This window comes from Candidatus Nitrospira neuquenensis, from assembly GCF_979578155.1.
Genome location: NZ_CEFZDU010000001.1, coordinates 52,786 through 69,669 on the forward strand (window position 1 = coordinate 52,786; position 16,884 = coordinate 69,669).

At 69.5% G+C, this 16,884-nt stretch carries 15 protein-coding genes; 2 read left to right on the forward strand and 13 right to left on the reverse strand.

Annotated elements, in window-relative coordinates:
- Nucleotides 1-47: 47 nt before the first annotated feature.
- Both AC1U7O_RS00250 and AC1U7O_RS00255 read right to left on the reverse strand, forming a co-directional pair.
- Entirely contained in the window at nt 48-1,178 is a 1,131-nt protein-coding gene (locus tag AC1U7O_RS00250; RefSeq protein WP_479892509.1) for a M24 family metallopeptidase, read from the reverse strand.
- A gap of 32 nt (nt 1,179-1,210) precedes the next feature.
- Nucleotides 1,211-4,564: a YhdP family protein gene (locus tag AC1U7O_RS00255; RefSeq protein ID WP_479892510.1), complete on the reverse strand. Its 3,354-nt coding sequence runs from the start codon at nt 4,562-4,564 to the stop codon at nt 1,211-1,213.
- A gap of 191 nt (nt 4,565-4,755) precedes the next feature.
- Here AC1U7O_RS00255 and AC1U7O_RS00260 point away from each other — a divergent pair, with 191 nt between their 5' ends.
- Together AC1U7O_RS00260 and AC1U7O_RS00265 are read left to right on the forward strand one after the other, a co-directional pair.
- Nucleotides 4,756-6,096 carry an MFS transporter gene (locus AC1U7O_RS00260; RefSeq protein WP_479892512.1) on the forward strand — a complete coding sequence of 447 codons (1,341 nt, stop codon included), beginning with the start codon at nt 4,756-4,758 and terminating at the stop codon, nt 6,094-6,096.
- A 29-nt stretch (nt 6,097-6,125) separates the two neighbouring features.
- Complete coding sequence (locus AC1U7O_RS00265) at nt 6,126-6,650, forward strand: peptidylprolyl isomerase (RefSeq protein WP_479892513.1); 525 nt, start codon at nt 6,126-6,128, stop codon at nt 6,648-6,650.
- Nucleotides 6,651-6,726: 76 nt separating this feature from the next.
- Here the strand turns inward: AC1U7O_RS00265 and amrB are convergent, their stop codons facing one another.
- The 11 genes from amrB to AC1U7O_RS00320 all read right to left on the reverse strand — a co-directional run bounded on the left by amrB (nt 6,727) and on the right by AC1U7O_RS00320 (nt 16,836).
- Nucleotides 6,727-7,977, reverse strand: coding sequence for an AmmeMemoRadiSam system protein B (amrB, locus tag AC1U7O_RS00270; RefSeq protein ID WP_479892515.1), 1,251 nt, complete (start codon nt 7,975-7,977; stop codon nt 6,727-6,729).
- Between the two features lie 74 nt (nt 7,978-8,051).
- Nucleotides 8,052-8,801, reverse strand: a complete 750-nt coding sequence (locus tag AC1U7O_RS00275; protein ID WP_479892517.1) for a hypothetical protein — start codon at nt 8,799-8,801, stop codon at nt 8,052-8,054.
- Between the two features lie 23 nt (nt 8,802-8,824).
- Complete coding sequence (locus tag AC1U7O_RS00280; protein ID WP_479892519.1) at nt 8,825-9,664, reverse strand: hypothetical protein; 840 nt, start codon at nt 9,662-9,664, stop codon at nt 8,825-8,827.
- A gap of 97 nt (nt 9,665-9,761) precedes the next feature.
- Nucleotides 9,762-10,412: a hypothetical protein gene (locus AC1U7O_RS00285; protein ID WP_479892520.1), complete on the reverse strand. Its 651-nt coding sequence runs from the start codon at nt 10,410-10,412 to the stop codon at nt 9,762-9,764.
- Entirely contained in the window at nt 10,409-11,617 is a 1,209-nt protein-coding gene (locus tag AC1U7O_RS00290; protein ID WP_479892521.1) for a DUF6754 domain-containing protein, read from the reverse strand. Before AC1U7O_RS00290 ends, AC1U7O_RS00285 begins: the two co-directional genes overlap by 4 nt.
- Nucleotides 11,618-11,653: 36 nt before the next feature.
- On the reverse strand, nt 11,654-12,784 hold the full coding sequence (locus tag AC1U7O_RS00295) for a hypothetical protein (protein WP_479892522.1): 1,131 nt from the start codon (nt 12,782-12,784) through the stop codon (nt 11,654-11,656).
- 102 nt (nt 12,785-12,886) lie between these two features.
- Nucleotides 12,887-14,692: a glutamate mutase L gene (locus AC1U7O_RS00300; protein WP_479892524.1), complete on the reverse strand. Its 1,806-nt coding sequence runs from the start codon at nt 14,690-14,692 to the stop codon at nt 12,887-12,889.
- Between the two features lie 64 nt (nt 14,693-14,756).
- The gene (locus AC1U7O_RS00305) at nt 14,757-15,125 is read right to left on the reverse strand and encodes a hypothetical protein (RefSeq protein WP_479892525.1); all 369 of its coding nucleotides are present in this window, start codon (nt 15,123-15,125) and stop codon (nt 14,757-14,759) included.
- A gap of 25 nt (nt 15,126-15,150) precedes the next feature.
- Entirely contained in the window at nt 15,151-16,092 is a 942-nt protein-coding gene (lipA, locus tag AC1U7O_RS00310) for a lipoyl synthase (RefSeq protein ID WP_479892526.1), read from the reverse strand.
- A gap of 32 nt (nt 16,093-16,124) precedes the next feature.
- On the reverse strand, nt 16,125-16,460 hold the full coding sequence (locus AC1U7O_RS00315; protein ID WP_479892527.1) for a hypothetical protein: 336 nt from the start codon (nt 16,458-16,460) through the stop codon (nt 16,125-16,127).
- A gap of 13 nt (nt 16,461-16,473) precedes the next feature.
- Nucleotides 16,474-16,836: a hypothetical protein gene (locus AC1U7O_RS00320; protein ID WP_479892528.1), complete on the reverse strand. Its 363-nt coding sequence runs from the start codon at nt 16,834-16,836 to the stop codon at nt 16,474-16,476.
- Nucleotides 16,837-16,884 lie beyond the last annotated feature (48 nt).

The following is a 16,884-nucleotide window of genomic DNA, read 5'->3' on the forward strand; positions in this document are numbered from 1 at the left end:
CGCCCGGCGGTCAGCCCCTCCCGCAGGCCGGTCGCGGCGGCTCACGGTCATTCGAGCACGAAGGCCTTCGGGTAGTCCGTCAGGTTCCGGCAGCCGTCACGGGTGACGAGCACCATGTCCTCGATCCGGACGGCGCCGAGGCCGGGATAGTACAGACCCGGCTCGACCGTCACGACCTGTCCCTCCTGGAGCGCGGAGCCGGTCCGGCTGATCCGCGGCGCCTCGTGGATGTCGAGGCCCACGCCGTGGCCAGTCCCGTGGAAGTAGCCCTGCATCCGCCCGTTCACGAGGCCCGTCCGGTAGCCGGCCGCCTCGAACCGCTCGCAGATCTCCCGATGGATCTTGGCGCCGTCGGCCCCGTCCCGCACCTTGGCGATGGCCTCCTCCTGTGCGTCGAGGACCGTCCGGTAGAGACGCTGCAGCTCGGCGGAGGGCCGGCCGCGGACGACGGTCCGGGACATGTCGGCGAAGTACCGCGTCCGGCTGGATCGGGGGAACACGTCGAAGATGATGCTCCGGTCGGCCGGAAGGGGCCCGCTCCCCTCTTCGTGGGGATCGCAGGCCTGGTCGCCGCCCGCCACGATCGTGTGCTGGGCGACGCATTCGCGCTCCATGAGCGCGACGTTGATCAGGCGCTTGATGCGCTCCGAGGTCAGCGGCGCCCCGTCCAACCAGAGCACCCCCTCCCGGACGGCCGCGGCGCGGAGCGCCTCGTGGGCGGCCCGCACGGCCGCCTCGGTGGCCCGCTGGGCCTCCTCGATGTGCCGGACCTCCTCCTCGGTCTTCACGGCCCGCTGCTCGAAGAAGGGTTCGCGTTTGGCCTCCAGCTCGTAGCCCAGCCGCTGCAGCTTCGCGGCATGGCCGAAGGGAAAGGTGGCGGGGACCAGGAGCTTCGTGATGCCGTGCCGGGCGAGCACCGCGTGTACCACGTCGGTCGTGCCGGGGTCGGCCAGGCCCTGGGCCTTCAGCTCGCGCTCGATCTCGGAGTAGGAGAGGACGCGGTCCACCGTGGCCTGGCTCCTGGCGCGGTCCATCTCCAAGTCGCTCATGACGAGGACCCGCTCGCCCTTGAGCTCCAGGTAGATGAAGGGGTCGGGGGCGATGAAGCGGGTGGCGTAGTAGAGATTGGAGTCGGTTTCGCTGGCGGCGATGATGAGGGTGGCGCGGTCGGCGGTCATCGCGTGGATTCTACCCGCCGCCCTCCGGGGGGTCAAGGCACGAGGGGGGCGGGGGCGTCGGTGGCATGGTCCTCGCCGGGCGCGGGCTCTTCCTCGCCCTTGAGCAGTTCGTGCGGCAGGAAGAAGGTGTTCTTGAGCACGTCGAAGGCCAGGTGAGCCAGACCCTGCACGCCGGCGGCCAGCGAGTGCAGCGGTTTGTAGGAAACGTCCGGCTGCGCGATAGGGCCCTTCACCTCGAAGATGGCCGTGTCGAACCCTTTCCGGTCACCCTTCAGCAGCCGGCCGAAGAGCGGGATGCTCTGCAGGAACTTGGAGTAGGAACCGAGGGGGCTCACCACCACGACCATGTCGAGCCGGTCGGCGGGGATGTCGTAATCGCCGGCCGCGGTCATCTTGAGGATCGGGCTGTCGATGACGATGTCCTCGGTGTGCACGCGCCCCTGCGTGAAGACCAGGCGGCCGCTCGCCTTGTCGTATGGGAACCCCTGCTTCTGCAGGTCCACCTTACCCTGCAGCAGGGCCGGCAGGTTGAGGATGGTGATGATCCTGGGCACGATCGTGCCCCTGTAGATGTGGCCGTTCTTGATCAGGAACTGAACGGAGCCGTCCAGGGTCCTCAGGGTGCCCTCCGGGTGCCTCCCGTTCATGCGCAGCGTTCCCGTGAGGGTGGTCGAGCCCTCCACCGACCGCGTGTGGTCGCCGAGCAGCTTGATCAGACGGTCGTAGGGGAAGTCCGTCACCCGGAAGGTGACCTCCCCGTCCGCCGGCTGGCGCTTCGGCATGGCCACGACGAGCCGCGCCGCCAGCTTGCCCCCGTGCGCCTGGGCGGACACCCGGTCGATGTCCAGGACGCCGTTGCCGATCGTGACGCGCGCGGACACGTCGCGCAGCTCCAGGTGCTTGTACCGCCCCTCGTCGATGGTCAGGGTGCCGACCAGCCCGCCGCCGGCCGCCAGGTCTTCGACGAGGTCCCGGACGGGGGAGCGCTCGCCCTTGGGAATCAAAAGGTCGATGTCGAGCGTGTCGGACTCGGCCTTGAGCGTGACGGCCGGCCGCCTCGCCCAGTTCTGGACCACGCCGGAGGCGCGCAGGTCGCTGTCCCCGATGCGGAAGGAGAGCTGCTTGACCTCCGCGCTCTGGCGCACGAGCTTGACGCGCAGGTAGAGGTTGCGGACCGGGGCGTCCAGCTCCTTGGTGACGAACTGGCCGTCGGTCAGCGCGATCCAGCCGCCCAGGTTCCAGCGGCGCCAGTCGGCGCCCTTCCCCTTGATGTCGAGGGATATCTCCAGCGTGCCGGCCTCAAGGCCGGCGATCCTCATGCCGGCCGGCAACTGGGCCAGCGCGATGGGTCCGGTTACGAAAGAGGCGTCCACGACCGGGACCGGCCCCGGTTTGAGCGTGCCGCTGCCGGCGAGGCGCAGGGGCGGCATGGCGAGCTCCACCCGCTTCGCCGTGAACACGCCGGACGGGGCCCGGTGGCCCTCGAACTCGAGCACGGCCGCGGTCCCGGCCGGCTTCCTGACGGCGGGGATCGTGATCGCCGCGTCTTTGAGGTCCAGCACCGCCCTGACCTCCGGCGCGGCCGGCCGCCCCGCGAGGGCCAACCTGGCGCCGATCATCCCCTCCAGCCCGAGCGTCGAATCCTTCTTCCGGGGAACCAGTTTCGCCAGGTCCCTCGTGTCCACCGCGGCCAGGACGAAAAAATCCTTCAAGGTCGGGTCGCCGTCCAGGAGGATGGTCCCCTGCACTTCCACCCGTGAATGGCCGAGCGTCGCAAACAGGCGGTCGAGCTCCACGCCCTCGCGCGACACCCGCACCCGTCCGCTCAGCCCCTCCACGCGCTCCTGCAGGGCCGGCGTCCGACAGGTGATGTCCTTGAGGATGAAGTCCCCGCCCTGGAAGGAGAGCCCGCCCGGCTGGGTCAGGCCGCCGGTCAGCCTGAACGTCAACACGCTGGAGCCCGACACCTCGTGCAGCTCCTTGAGCGCCTTCGTGAAGGCGCTCGGGGCCATTTGATGGACCAGCAGGGCCGTCAGGTCCGGGGCAGCCATGTCGCCCGTCACGTCCAGCTCGATCCAGGGCCCGTTCTGCTGGAGGAGGATCAGGGCGCTGCCCCCGCGCACGCGAAACGCCCCGTAGAGCGCCGTCAGGTCCGCGATCCTGATCCGGTCCGGTTCGACGAAGACCGTCGCCTCGATGTCCTGGGTTCTCACCCGGTCCTCCCCCAGGAGGGCCTGGCCTTGCTTGACCCGGAACTGGCCGGTGAAGGAGAAGGTCGGCTCGGGGGCCGTGGTCCCGGACACCGTGGCCGTGACCGCTTCGACCACGCCCTGGACCTGGCGGTCCGTGAGGACCTCCTGGATACGCGGGTTCAGCCACTGAACGGGAAAACGGGCGGTGAGATCGGCCAGGGCGATCGGCGAGGAGGCGAAGGTCGCCGAGAAGGTCGGCTGCGGCGTCAACAAACCGGAGAGGCTGGCCTGACCCGCCAGCGAGAGCTGCTCGACCTCCCCCCGTATCTCGGACAGCACCATGTCGTAGCCGGCGACGCCCGGCCCCAGGCGGACCTGCCCGCGGAGGGTCGCGGCGCCGGCGATCCCCTCCGGCACGGGTCTCGGGCCGAGGAAGTCCGCCAGTTGCGCCAGGTCCAGGTCCACGACCTCGACCGCGCCGGCGAACGTCACGCCGGCCGGCGGCTGGCCGCCCCCGATCGCCTGCTCGACGCTTCCCGGGGCGGCGCGGCTCACGGTCCCCTCCAGGGCGAGGGATGAGGCGCCGCGGGAAGAAGGCATCCCGGCCGACATCAGAATCTTGATGCTTTGCTCGGCAGGATGGGACGTGAGCGTGAGGTCCACGGGCGCGACCGTCGCGGTGCGCACCCCGTCCGGCCGGAACTCGTCCACGACGACCAGCTCGCCACCCTTGATGCTGGTCTCTTTGATGGCGAGCAGGAGGGCGAGGGGGTTGGCCATGCCCGACGCGAACGCCTGGTCCTGGGGACCCGGCTCGATCAGGTGCCAGCGCCCGGTTCGATCCCGGCGGAGCTCCAGGTGCGGGTGGTCGAGCAGGAGGCGCTTACCCACCACCTGGAGCTTGAGCAGCGGCCAGGCGCGGAGGACCAGGGCGATGTGCTTCGCGCGGAAGTGGATCTCCGCCGGATCCTCGTCACGGATCACGACGTCGGACAGGGTCAGCTTGATGCTCGGCAGCAGCTCGAAGCGAACCGAGCCGACCTCGATCTTCCGTCCGACCTGCGCTTCGACCTGTTGGAGGAAGAACCGCTTGACCCCTTCGGGGGTGAAGAGAAGCGGGGCGAGGACGATCAGGAGGACGAGGATGAGGACGGCCAGGATGCCGCGCAGGACGAGACGACGGCGGACAGTCACTCCTCCTCCCAGAGAGTCGCCAGAGAGTCGAACGTGGCGGGGACGTGCGAATCTTACCGGAACGACTGGCAGAAATCCAGGAACGGTCCGCCGGCGGGGAAAAGGCTTGCGGCCCGGAGGACGGCTGCGCATAATCGGACCGGCCGCAGGCCGGGAGCCGGCCGGCCGCCATCAGCCGTGAGGAGCGCCGCGTGCCGGACCGCGACCACCCCACCCGCGCCAGATGGACGATCCTCGCCCTTCTGTTTCTGATCACTATCGTCACCTACATCGACCGCGTCAACATCTCGGTCACGGCCCGGCAGATGATGCCGGCGCTGGGACTGACCGACCTCGAAATGGGTGAGGTGTTCTCGGCCTTCGTGCTCGGCTACGCCCTGTTCCAGGTCCCCGGGGGATGGCTGGGCGACCGCTGGGGCCCGCGGCTGGTGCTGGCCCTTGCGGTCCTCTGGTGGTCGGTCTTCACGGCGCTCACCGCCGTGGCCGCGACCCTGCCGCTGGCGGGCTGGCTGGGCGTGGGCGGGTCGCTGGCCGCGATCCGCTTCCTCGTCGGGGCGGGCGAGGCGGCGGCGCTGCCCAACATGAACCGGACCGTCGCCGACTGGTTCGCGCCGGACGAGCGCGGGCTGGGCATGGGGGTCACGATCGCCGGCCTGGGCGTCGGCTCCGCCCTGACCCCACCGGTCACGGCCTGGATCATGGTGAACTTCGGCTGGCAGACGGCCTTCTACGCCGGCGCCGCCCTGGGCCTGGCGGCGGCCGGCGCCTGGTTCTGGTACGCCAGGGACCGGCCCTCGGACCATCCGCGCGTCAACGCCGCGGAGCTGGCCGTGATCCGGGCGGCCGCGTCCGAGGTCCGGACGGCGCCGGGCCCCGTGCCGTGGCGGCGCATCGCCCGCACGCCGGCCGTCTGGCTGCTTGTCCTCAGTTACACCTGCCTGGGCTACGTCGCGTATCTCTACCTGTCCTGGTTCTACCTCTACCTGGTCAACGTGCGCGGCTTCGGGATGCTGCGGGGCGCTTTCCTCGCGGCCGCGCCGTTCCTCGCCATCACGCTCTTCTGCCCGGTGGGCGGCTGGGCCACCGATCGTCTGAGCGTCCGCCTCGGCATCAACCGGGGCCGGGCCTGGGTCGGCGCGGCGGGGATGGCGTGCTCGGGCCTTTCCATCGTCGTCGGCGCATGGCTCGACGCCCCCTACTGGGCCATCGCCTGGCTGGCGCTCGGTGCCGGCTGGCTCTACTTCACGGTCGGCGCCTATTGGAGCTCGACCGTGGACTTGAGCAAACCCCACGCCGGCACCCTCTCCGGCCTCATGAACACGGGAGCCAACATCGGCGGCACGCTTTCGCCGACCCTCACGCCCTGGCTCGCGGAGCAGTTCGGGTGGCCGGCCGCGCTCGGCGCGGCCGCCGCCCTGGCGCTCCTCGGCGCGCTGCTGTGGCTTCCGGTCCGACCGGGGGATGGACTGGCCGAGGATCCCGCCCGCCCCGCCCGGGCGGAGGACGGCGAGCCGGCTCCCCGCTTGCGCTGAGCCGGCCGGCTTGGTATTGTCACCGCGCGATGGTGATGAAGTTCCAGAAGAAAGACCCCAGGGCCGTCATCTCCACGGAGTTCGGGGAGATGGTCATCCGGCTCTATCCCGACGAGGCCCCGCGCCACGTGGAAAATTTCATCAACCTCGCCAAGATGGGCTTCTACGACGGCACGACCTTCCACCGCGTCGTCCCCGGCTTCATGATCCAGGGCGGCGATCCTCTCAGCAAGAACCCCGACCGGAGCCTGCACGGGACCGGCGGGCCGGGCTACTGGCTGAACCCGGAGCCCAACGACCGGCCGCACAAGCGCGGCGCCGTGTCCACCGCCAAGATGCCGCGCGAGAGCAACAGCACGCGGGACTTCAACGACAATGGGTCCCAGTTTTTCATCTGCGTGGCGGACTCGAACGGGCTCGATCGGCGCTACACGGTCTTCGGCGAGGTGATCCGAGGCATGGAGGTGGCGGACAGGATCGCCGCCGCGCCCCGCGACCAGGCGGACAACCCCCTCCGGCCGATCGTGATGAAGGTGACGGTGAAGGAGTCGTGAGCGGTCGTCGGTGATGAGGCGTCAGCGGGCCGAGCGGGCGTCCCGCCGCTGAACACCGCTCGGCGCAAGCCGTCTTCTAGAAGAACGCCATGCTGGCGAAGGTGACGGTCGAGTTGAACTGGTCGGTGATCCCCCGGTCGTAGCGCAGGACCTCTCCCTTCTCCGCGCGGATCAGCTTCAACATCGAATAGATCGGCGCAAAGCCGCAGATCCGCCGACGGTCCCCCTCCTCGTGGATGAAGCGGGCGAAGGCGTCCGCGTCCAGTCGCTCGACGTGCGTGAGCATCTCGAGGTCGGTCTGCAGGCAGCGGTGGAAGGAGAAGTCCGTGGGCGGCTGGGGATCGCCGTAGCGCAGCCCGATGTGGGCGAGGTCGGCGCTCGCGATCACGCAGGCTTCACGCCCCGATTCCGCCAGCGCGGCCTTGAGGCCGTCCAGGAAGGCGCGGACGGCCTCGGCCGTCGCGGCCAGCTCGGGGTCGAAGAAACAGGACGCCGGAAAGGCGCAGAGGATCGGCAGGATCGTCACGTTCCGTTGCTCGCGGGCGACGTGCTGGAGGAACGGGAGCTGGAACTCGATCGTGTGCTCGGCCCGGTGGCGGACGTCCTCCGCAAAGAAGCGTCCGCCCCCGTTCCGCGTCAGACGATCCACAAGATCCCGATCCACCGGGAGCCGTCCCAGCGGGGTCTCGAAATCCTTGTCCGTCACCGCGAACCCCTGCTCCAGTCCGCCGTGGCAGGTCCCGAGGATCACGAACAGGTCGGGGCGGTGTGCCTCGGCCAGCTCCTTGTACGCCCAGGCGTAGATCGGGCCGCCGAGCCGGAGCTCGTAGTGGGGGGCGACGATCGCCTTGATGGGCTTGCCCCGATGCTCCGAGGGCGTGCCCGGGGGCCCTTCCTTGGACGAGAAGAACGACTCGATCTGCCGCGAGAGCTTTTCCGCCTCCGCCTCGTAGCTCCGTCCGGCGAAGGCGGCCGGGCGCGTCGGCGCCGCGCGGTAGGCCACGGCCGCTTCGCGCTTGGCGGCCTCGACCCGTTCCCCTTCCAGGAAGAGCTTCTCGTCCAGGTCCGCCACCAGCTTGGCCAGACGATCCGGCATGAGGAATTCCCCGAAGCGCTGCAGGTACTTGGCGCCGATCTGCTCGATCGAATGCTCCCCGTCGAAATACTGGAGCAGGTAGAAGTAGTTCAGCGGCACGATCAGCTTTTCCGCGCTCAACCCGGTGGGGTCCCACAGGAGCACGTACTTCTCGTCCTGCTCCCGGAGCGGCGAGAACTGAAGGTTGCGGAGGACGGGACGCTGCGTGGAATCGGCGGTCGTTTCGGTCATGGGCCGTCCTGGTGATGGGCCGACGAGCGGGATTCTACCGGAGCGGAACCGGCGGCGGCAAGGTGCGCGGGGCGCTAGTCTCCGGCCGGACCGGGACCGGCCTTCCGCCTGAACGACCAGACGACGAGGGACGCCACCGTCAGGCCCAGGAGCCAGAGCGAGGCATGGCCGTACCGCGGCTCGGCATATTCGATCAGGTCGGTCAGCCGCCCGATGAGCAGCGACATGCGGGCCATGACCGTGTAGCCGAACGCGGCGCCGAAGGCGATCATCAGGAACAGGATGCCCGTGCGCGCCGCCACGTGGACGGGCCCGCTGTGCTCGATCGAGAAGAAAAAGTAGAAGAGGACGGAGACGACGCCCAGCAGCAGGACGATCGTGTTCAGGTTGCTGGCCGGGTTCAGCAGGTCGAACGTGAACGTCAGCCCGCCCTCCCCGATCGCGGCCAGGGGCCGGACGGTGTCCTCCACCTGCTTGAGGATGTAAGAGGAAATGATCCGCGGGATGGCCATCCCGGACCCCACGCCGACGACGAAGGCGAAGGCGATGCGCGACAGCCAGGTCGCCCGCGGCAGGTAGCGGGCCAGCATCAACGCGCCGATGCCCAGGGGCACGACGAGCGACCACTGACCCTGGTGGACCAGGGGCTCATAGACGAGACGGTGGAACAGGTCGGCGCCCTTGACGATGGTGTAGCCCACCGAGATCCCGACGTAGAGATGCTCGGCGAGCTTGAAGAGCGGGTTGTCCTCGTACAGGAACGTGAAGATGAAGAGGGTCAGCCCCGTCGCCACCCACGCCCCCAGCAGGCCCTCGAACGGCATGCTCGCCGGCTCCTTCCCTTACCTCAAGCCTGCGGACCCCGGCGGCCGGTCCGCCCGGTGGCCAGGTACAGCACGTTACAAAGGATAACCAGCCCGATGATCGCGAAGTGCGTGGCGGACTGGGCGTCCATGCCGGCGACCGCCCGGCCTTTCCGGCCGATCAGGACCTCGTACTCGGCCGCGCCCCGGAGGCCTCCGATCAGGCCGTTGATCTGGCCGCTGCGCAGGAGCGGGTACAGGCCCGGGGCAATGACCCCCGTGCAGCCGCCGCCCAGCTCGAACTTGTACTTGTCCCGCCCGAAGACGTACCAGGACTCGATCCCGGCCGTGCCCGCCGCCAGGCTCACGACGTAGTTCACGTCCCGCAGCGTCCGCACGTCCTTGAGGACCGGCAGGTCCTTCGTCGGCTGGTTGTAGTAGTCGTTGGGGAAGGCCTTGGAGAGATCCTGCCCCATCGTGATGATCAGGGAGCCGACGCCGGGACTCCAGCCGAGGAACACATAGTCCCGGCCGTTCTGCTTCCCGTTCTCCTCCGCCACCTGCCTGATGACTTGATCGGCCATGCCCGTGCCGGTCACCCAGAGCGTCATGCCGATCACCCGCAGGTTCTTCTTAAAGGCGTGTCGCAGCAGGGCTACGGCCTGAGGATAGAGCTCGGGCTTGGAGGCCGGGTCGAAGTCCATCGAGAGCAGGAACACCGCCCCTTCGGGCAGGCTGTCCAGGTAGTCGTAGACGCCGCGCACCTCCGGCGACACCTTGATCGCCAGCCCCACCGGGTAGAGGAGCGGGAGCAGCGTGCAGAGCCCGATCACGAGGAAGATGATCCGGCGGTCCAGATGGAGCAGGCGCTCAACGACAGACATAAAAGACCGTGTCGAGGGTTACGCGGTGCGGTGTGAGCGCGGGACCGGGGCACGGCTCATGTCCGGCCCCTCTTCCCGCCTCAACACTCACCTCTCCTCACTCCTTGCCCCCGCCCAGGTAGGCCCGCTCGATTCCGAAGATGATCTTGAGCGAGAGCGCCACCGCGCCGAGGCTCACGCCGATCAGGATGGCCCGGCGCACCGAGGCGTTCAGGACGTTGAGGATCCATTGGGTGACCTCGCCGCTGGCCGGGATCAGGTGCTCCCCGAGCGGGACGCGGCCCATCATCACGATCACCGCGGCGACCAGGAGCACGGCGGCCTCGCGGCTCCTGGCGCGGAAGGACCGGTAGGCGGCCGAGGCGATGAAGAAGGCCAGGATCGCGAACATGGTGCCCTGGAGCGGAACCAGCGCGTAGGTGTAGACCCAGCCGAAGGCGGTCAGGGCGCCGTTCGACGCCTCCTTGGCGTTCGACCACAGCCCCAACAGGATCGTCCCGACCATGCCCGTGTAGAGCGCGAAGCTGTAGCCCCACCCCGGCTCCCTCCGCCGGATGCGGACGGCGTGGAGGTGAAAGAGGCTCGTGACGCCGAGCACCAGGGCGAACAGCCCGATGATCTGCAGCCACTTGTTCACCTCCGTCAGCATCGTCTCGGAGGCCGGATGGGGGACGTAGTACTGGGCGGCGAAGAGCAGGCCGGTGACCAGGGTGATGAGCAGCGGGAGCTGGCGGCGGAAGAAGATCATTTGAGGTCCCTGAACAGGTCCAGGAACAGGACGGGGAGATCGCTCCCGGCCAGAACCCCGACGGTCGCCAGCAGGGTCCCCGCGGCCAGCACGCCGAGGACGAAGGCCTTGCCCAGGTCTTGGCCGCGGAGCGTACCCACCTGGACCGGCTCGCGGGAGAGATAGGCGCTCGCGGCGTAGAGCTCCTCGCCGATCAGGGTGTAGTCGCAGGTCGTGACGAAGAAGGGGAGCTGATGGTCGGAATCGGTGCCCGCGATCTGGATCGCCCCCGTGCTCGCGCCCGTCTCAGTCAGCAGCAGGGCCTCGGCATAGTAGGAGCCCATGAAAAAGTTGGCGGCCGGCTTCTTGCGGAGCATGATGCCGTCAACCGACGCCGTGTAGCTGAATTGATCGCTTGTGATAAAAAAGTTCGAGTCTTCCTTGAAGGCGTCCGGCTTGCCCGCCTCCAGGTAGGACTGTTTGGTGATCTCCTGGCAGACTGCCATGACGATGGGGTCCCGGTGCGGGACGAGCAGGTCGGTCTCGTAGGCCGCCACCCGCTTGGCCACCCGCCCGAGGATGACCGCCGAGGCGATCGTGGCCGGCTCGCTCATGTCGCCCGCCCCGGTGAGGAACAGGATGGGTTTGCCAAGCTCCGTCGCCCGGCCGATGGCCTCGTCCACCGCGTCGAGTCCCGGAATCCGGCGGAGGAAGATCTCCCGTTTCCTGGCCTGCTGGATGGAGGCGAAGACCACCCCGCCGAACAGGAGGGCCAGGATCAGATTGTTGGCCGCGTTCCAATTGATCCAGTTCGGCTCCGGCGAGGCTCCGTCGGTTCGGACCTCGACCTGCTCCTCTCCCCGTACCGCCCTGAGCCGCACCCGGTAGGTCATCCCGTCCTTCAGCTCGACACCCTTGCCGGGCTTGATGGTGTAGAGGTGGTAGTCCGGCGGGGCGGGCCTGGTCCACCAACCGAACTTCGCGTCGCGTACATAGCCGGCCGTGGACGGCAGGTCGGCGAGCTGGACCTGGCTCTCGGCCCCGTCCTGCGAGAGAAGAATCCGGTAGGTCACGTCCGGCCCGTCGTGGGGCGCCGGCGCCCAGACCAGCGTGAGGCTCTCGCCCCCGTCGTTCGGCGTGTCGAAGAGCCGGACGTCCCTCGGCGGGGTCAGGTCCGCGGCGGCCGCGCGCGCAGCCCAGGACAGGGCCACTGCCAGAGCGAGCAACGCCCTCCGGCCTCCTGTCGTCCTCTTCCCCATGCCCTACCCTTCGATGAGCTCCACGTTCGCCCGGGGAATGACCGCGGTCGCGCCGTCCTGGAACCGCACCTCCAGCACGCGGACGTGGCTTTCGGTCTCGATCTGCCGCAGCTCGGGCGGAAGCGCGGCGACCCGGCCGATCCGTCCGAACAGCGGGTCCCGGATCACCCTGACCAGATCGCCGATCGTGAGGCCGCCGGGGTGGCCGGCCTCGGCCCCGCCGCCCTCCGGCCGCGCCGACGCGGCCCTGGGGATGATCACCTCGGGACGGATCACGCCGGCCCTGATCTGCGTGGCGCCGGAGATAGAAGCCTGCTGGCCCGCGTGGCGCGACAGGAGCGTAAAGGTCTTGGCCGCCATGGGGATCGAGCCGAAGCCTTCGGTGATGACGAGCGTGAATCCCACCCGCTCCGTGCCGGTGATCGCCACGCCGAGGTCGTAGCCGAGCAAGTCTCGGAGGTCCCGGTCATGGATGCCGCCGACGACCAGGGCCGCGACCCCGACCTCCCTGGCCCTGGCCATCGTCCGGCTGCCGAGGAAGCAGCCGCCGACGACGATCGCGCCCTTCATCTGCGGCGAGAGGTGCCCCGGCTCCAGGGTCTCCTCCGGCGACTTCACCGCGATCACGATGGGCCCCCAGGTCTCCCCCCCGACGCCGAAGATGCCCTGGACGAGCGAGCAGTCCGTCTCGACCGTCACGCCGTGCGGCGGGTGGACCTCGACGACGGCTCCGGTCACGTAGGCCAGCAGGTCCAGGACACGGGGCGGCTCCCGAAACAGTGCCTGTCCCGTGACGGTGGACACTGCCTCCAGGGTGCCGTCGATGGGCGCGCGCACCTCGGTCTTGAGGAACTTGAGGAAGGGCCTGGTCTCGGCGAAGACCTCGTCCCGGGCGAGCCGTTCCCCCTCCCGTTTGAGCAGGTACTCGCGCACCTCGTCCGGGGCGACGCCCAGCAGGTTCGCGACGTTCACCGCATGGACCTTGCCCGGCAGTTCGGCACGGGCCACCACCGTGTCCGCCCGGACCGGGTCGCCGGCCTTGGCCAGGACCGTCCCCGCGATCGGTAAAAGCCGCCGCTTGCGGAGGACGATCCGCTCGGTGACCGCGAGGCCCGGGGTGTAGGAATGCGCCATCTGCGCCGCCGTGGTGTGGGGTGATGAGACGTCTTGCCCGTTCAGTTCCCGTGTTGAGTCGTAGAACCTCTCCGGAACCCCGCGCTCACAACCCAATCTGCCTCACGTCGGATAGAGGTCCACCGCCCTCTGCCACTTCGTCAGGGCCTGGAGCCTGGCCCGCTGGTCGGCCGGGAGCTCAAGCGGCCGGCCGCGTCCGTCGAGCAGGAGACCGGCGACGCCGCCGCGCACCTCGCGACTCAACGACTCGCCCCGCCCCGCCCCCACGTCCACCTGTCGGGCCGGCCGCACGTCCACCCGCGCCCGCTGCTCCGGCCCCAGCGGGATCAGGCGCAGCTCCCCGAAGCGGAGCGTGTCGCGTTCGACCGGCCTCCCGTCCTGGAAGTGGACGGCGAACTCCGCGCAGGCCTCCCCCTCCTTGCCCTGCCCCACCGGCGCGAGGCAGGTGCCGAGGTAGACCATGCAGTCGCGCACGAAGACGTCGGTCGCGGCCTTCTCGTTCACCGTCGAGAGCACGCCGAGGTGGGGCATCATGAAAATGCTGTCCACGGACAGGACGGTGAAGCCCAGCGGCTGGTAGGCGTCCACCATCATCACCATGGACTGGATGCGGCGCGGCGCGTGCGAGAGGATGCCGCCGCTGCCCACGATGAGGTCCAGCGCCATCATGTCCACGAGCGACTCGCCGGAGGCGCGCTGCTCGAAGATGTCCGAGATCGTCCGCTCCTGCTGGACGCCCTTGAGCCCGGTGGCCAGCGACTTGTGGTGCTCCAGCGCCAGCCGCAGGGCCTCGCGCGCGATGGCCTGCTCGATCTGCAGCTCGTCCAGCGTCTGGGGGATCGTCGTCGGCCGGATCATCTTGTTCTTGATCCGGTTGCGGAGGGTCTGCTCCTCGATCGTGAAGGGCACCCACCGCAGGATGTTGTCCAGGCCCGCCTCCGCGAACACGTTCGAGATGCTGTAGGACATGCCCAGGTTGGCGCTGACCGTGCGATTGAAGGTCCCGCCGAAGACCGAGAAAACGTCCGTGGTCGCGCCGCCGATGTCCACGCCGATCAGGTTCAGGTTGTCCCGCTTGGCGATGGCCTGCATGATCAGGCCGACCGCCGCCGGAGTGGGCATGATGGGGGCGCCGGCCCAGTCGATGAGCTTGCGGTACCCCGGCGCCTGGGCCATGACGTGCTCCAGGAAGAGGTCGTGGATCTTGGCGCGGGCCGGCCCCAGGTTCTCCCGCTCGAGGACGGGACGCAGGTTGTCGGTGACGACCAGCTCGGTCTTCTCGCCCAAAATCTGCCTCACGCGGTCGCGCGCGTCCTTGTTGCCGGCGTAGATCAGGGGGAGCTTGTAGTGCAGCCCGAGGCGGGGCCGAGGCTCGGCCGCGGCGATGAACTCGGCCATCTCGACGACGTGGGTCACGGTGCCGCCGTCGGTGCCGCCGGAGAGCAGGATCATGTCGGGGCGGAGAGAGCGGATGCGTTCGATCTTCTCGTGGGGCAGGCGGCCGTCGTTGGAGGCGAGGACGTCCATCACGATGGCCCCCGCGCCGAGGGCCGCGCGCTGGGCGCTCTCCCCCGTCATGCTCTGGACCGCGCCCGCGACCATCATCTGAAGCCCGCCGCCGGCGCTGCTCGTGGAAATGTAGATGTCCACGCCGACCGGCCGGTCCCCGGCCGCCGGCGTGATGATCCGCTCCCCGTCCAGAATCTTCCGGCCCGACAGCTCCTCGACCTCCGCGATGGCGTTCAGCACCCCGCGGGTGACGTCCTCGAAGGGGGCCTCGACGGTGGTCGGCGCCTCCCCGCGATGGGTCTGGCGGTACTCGTCGCCGACCCGCTCGATCAAGATGGCCTTGGTCGTCGTGCTGCCGCAGTCGGTCGCGATGATCGTGGACAGGGGATGGTCCGGCATGGACGGGCTCCTTACCGGGCCGGAAACCGTCGCTGTGGCGTGCCGGGGGATAGGACGAGGATGGTCATCGAGGGGATGCCTCGGCGCGGGCCGATCGGCGCGCCGCCTCCGCGGCCTCGATCATCGCGACGAGCCGGGCGATCGCATCGCGCCGCTCGAGGAGGCGGGCGGCGATCTCCACTTCCCGGGCGTCGCAGGCCAGGCTCAGGATGGGCGTGAGCGCGTGCAACGCCTGGCTGCCGAGGAAATTCATCGGGCCGGCCGATTCCAGGAACAGCACCGCCGCCCCCGCCATCCGCCGGCCGACCGTGACGGTCGCGATCTTCTCCAGCAACCGGGTCTCCTCGGGCGAGAGGGGCATCCCCTCCCTCCGCATGGCGAAGGCGTGTCGCGCCGCCGCCTTGAGCTTCTGTACCCGTTCGGCAAGGGCCATGGTCCTGTGTTCCGCGCGGCCTATACTAGCCAAGGCCGGGCGCCGCGTCAACCGACGCGGATGCGGACGCGCTCTGCTCCGCCGCATGGTAGGAGCTGCGGACCAGGGGACCGGATTCCACGTGGGTGAAGCCGAGCGTCAGGCCTTCGGCCTTGAAGGCGGCGAACTCGTCGGGGTGGTAGAAGCGGGCGACCGGATGGTGCTCCCGGGTCGGTTGCAGGTACTGGCCGATCGTGAGGATCTCGCAGCCGACCGCCCGGAGGTCGGCCATCACCCCGCGGACCTCCTCCGTCGTTTCTCCCATGCCGACGATGAGGCCGGACTTCGTGCGGCAGCCGAGCCGCTTCGCGCGGTCCAGTAATTCGACGGACCGCCGGTATTTGCCCTGGGGCCTGAGGATCGGGAAGAGGCGCGGCACCGTCTCGATGTTGTGGTTCAGGATCTCGGGCCGTTCGGCCGCGACCGTCGCCAGCGCCGCCTCGCTCCCCTCGAAGTCCGGCACCAGCACCTCCACGGCGCAGGAGGGAGTCAGCCGACGGATCGCGCGGATCGTCTCCGCGAACAGGGCCGCGCCGCCGTCCTCCAACTCGTCCCGGTTGACCGACGTGATGACCGCGTGCCGGAGCCCCATCGCCCGGACGGCGCGGGCCACCCGTTCGGGCTCGCCATGGTCCGGGGCGTGCGGCCGTCCCGTGGCGACCGCGCAGTACCGGCAGCGCCTGGTGCAGATGTCGCCGAGGATCAGGAAGGTCGCGGTCCGGTGGTTCCAACACTCCCAGATGTTCGGACAGCGGGCCTCCTCGCAGATCGTGTGCAGGCCGAGGCCGTCGAGGATGGTGCGGAGGTCGCGGAAATCCTGACCATGGGCCAGCCGGACCTTGAACCAGGACGGGAGCCGTCCGGCGCCGGGGCGCGCGGCCGAGGCCCCACGCCTGGACCGCACCTCATCGAGCGGGATGAAGCTCATGCGCCCTTCCCAAGCACGGCGGCCGGCGGCGCTCAGCGGCCCAGCCGGGCCAGAAGTCGTCGCCAGAATCCCCCTCTGGCGGGGTCCGCATAGTCCACCCAGAGTTCTTGACTGCCCAGATAGACGTCGCCGCGGAAACTCGGCCGGCTCCGGAGCTGCCGGAAGCCCCGCTCGTGGAGGAGCCGGATCAGCTCCTCGATCGCCGCCGCGACGCCGGCGGCCGGGCCGGTCTCGACCCTGAGGGCCTCGTAGCGGAGGATCGCGCGGCAGCCCCCGTCGGTCTGCTCCACCTCCACCAGCCGGCTGAACCCGCGCTCGCGCTCGTCCAGGCCGGCGAGCTGATGCTTCTCGACGATCCGCGCCGCCATGAGGAACGCGGGCTCAAGGTTTCTGCGCCCGGAAGACGGCGAGCAGATCGCTCAGGGCCAGGGTCTTGCTCCGCAGGACGGCGCGCTCGCGGGGCACCTCCGCCCGCACCGCCGCGCCGTCCTGTTTCAGGCAGGCGGCGCCGAGCGAGAGGATGCGCTCGCATTCCTGCTCGACCTTGTTCCGTACGACGGGATTGACCGCGAGCATTCCGTCCAGCTTGGTCCTGGTGTCGGTCAGGTGTCGCCGCAGCTCCTGTTCGGGGAACGACTGCCGCGCCGCCTCATCCAGGCACCGGTCGAGGTACTGGGTCAGGAAGACGTAGAGCCGGACCAGCGTGTCCGTGGTCTCGATCGGGTCGGGGGCAGGGACGGTCATGGGACCTCCAGAGAGCGGGTCGGGCCGCGAGCTGTCCGGGGCGCCTGG

Bases quoted from the DNA above. Each gene is read 5' to 3' on its own strand.
- AC1U7O_RS00250 (WP_479892509.1), bottom strand. From the start codon at position 1,178: ATGACCGCCGACCGCGCCACCCTCATCATCGCCGCCAGCGAAACCGAC.
- AC1U7O_RS00265 (WP_479892513.1), top strand. From the start codon at position 6,126: ATGGTGATGAAGTTCCAGAAGAAAGACCCCAGGGCCGTCATCTCCACG.
- amrB (WP_479892515.1), bottom strand. From the start codon at position 7,977: ATGACCGAAACGACCGCCGATTCCACGCAGCGTCCCGTCCTCCGCAAC.
- AC1U7O_RS00275 (WP_479892517.1), bottom strand. From the start codon at position 8,801: ATGCCGTTCGAGGGCCTGCTGGGGGCGTGGGTGGCGACGGGGCTGACC.
- AC1U7O_RS00280 (WP_479892519.1), bottom strand. From the start codon at position 9,664: ATGTCTGTCGTTGAGCGCCTGCTCCATCTGGACCGCCGGATCATCTTC.
- AC1U7O_RS00285 (WP_479892520.1), bottom strand. From the start codon at position 10,412: ATGATCTTCTTCCGCCGCCAGCTCCCGCTGCTCATCACCCTGGTCACC.
- AC1U7O_RS00295 (WP_479892522.1), bottom strand. From the start codon at position 12,784: ATGGCGCATTCCTACACCCCGGGCCTCGCGGTCACCGAGCGGATCGTC.
- AC1U7O_RS00300 (WP_479892524.1), bottom strand. From the start codon at position 14,692: ATGCCGGACCATCCCCTGTCCACGATCATCGCGACCGACTGCGGCAGC.
- AC1U7O_RS00305 (WP_479892525.1), bottom strand. From the start codon at position 15,125: ATGGCCCTTGCCGAACGGGTACAGAAGCTCAAGGCGGCGGCGCGACAC.
- lipA (WP_479892526.1), bottom strand. From the start codon at position 16,092: ATGAGCTTCATCCCGCTCGATGAGGTGCGGTCCAGGCGTGGGGCCTCG.
- AC1U7O_RS00315 (WP_479892527.1), bottom strand. From the start codon at position 16,460: ATGGCGGCGCGGATCGTCGAGAAGCATCAGCTCGCCGGCCTGGACGAG.
- AC1U7O_RS00320 (WP_479892528.1), bottom strand. From the start codon at position 16,836: ATGACCGTCCCTGCCCCCGACCCGATCGAGACCACGGACACGCTGGTC.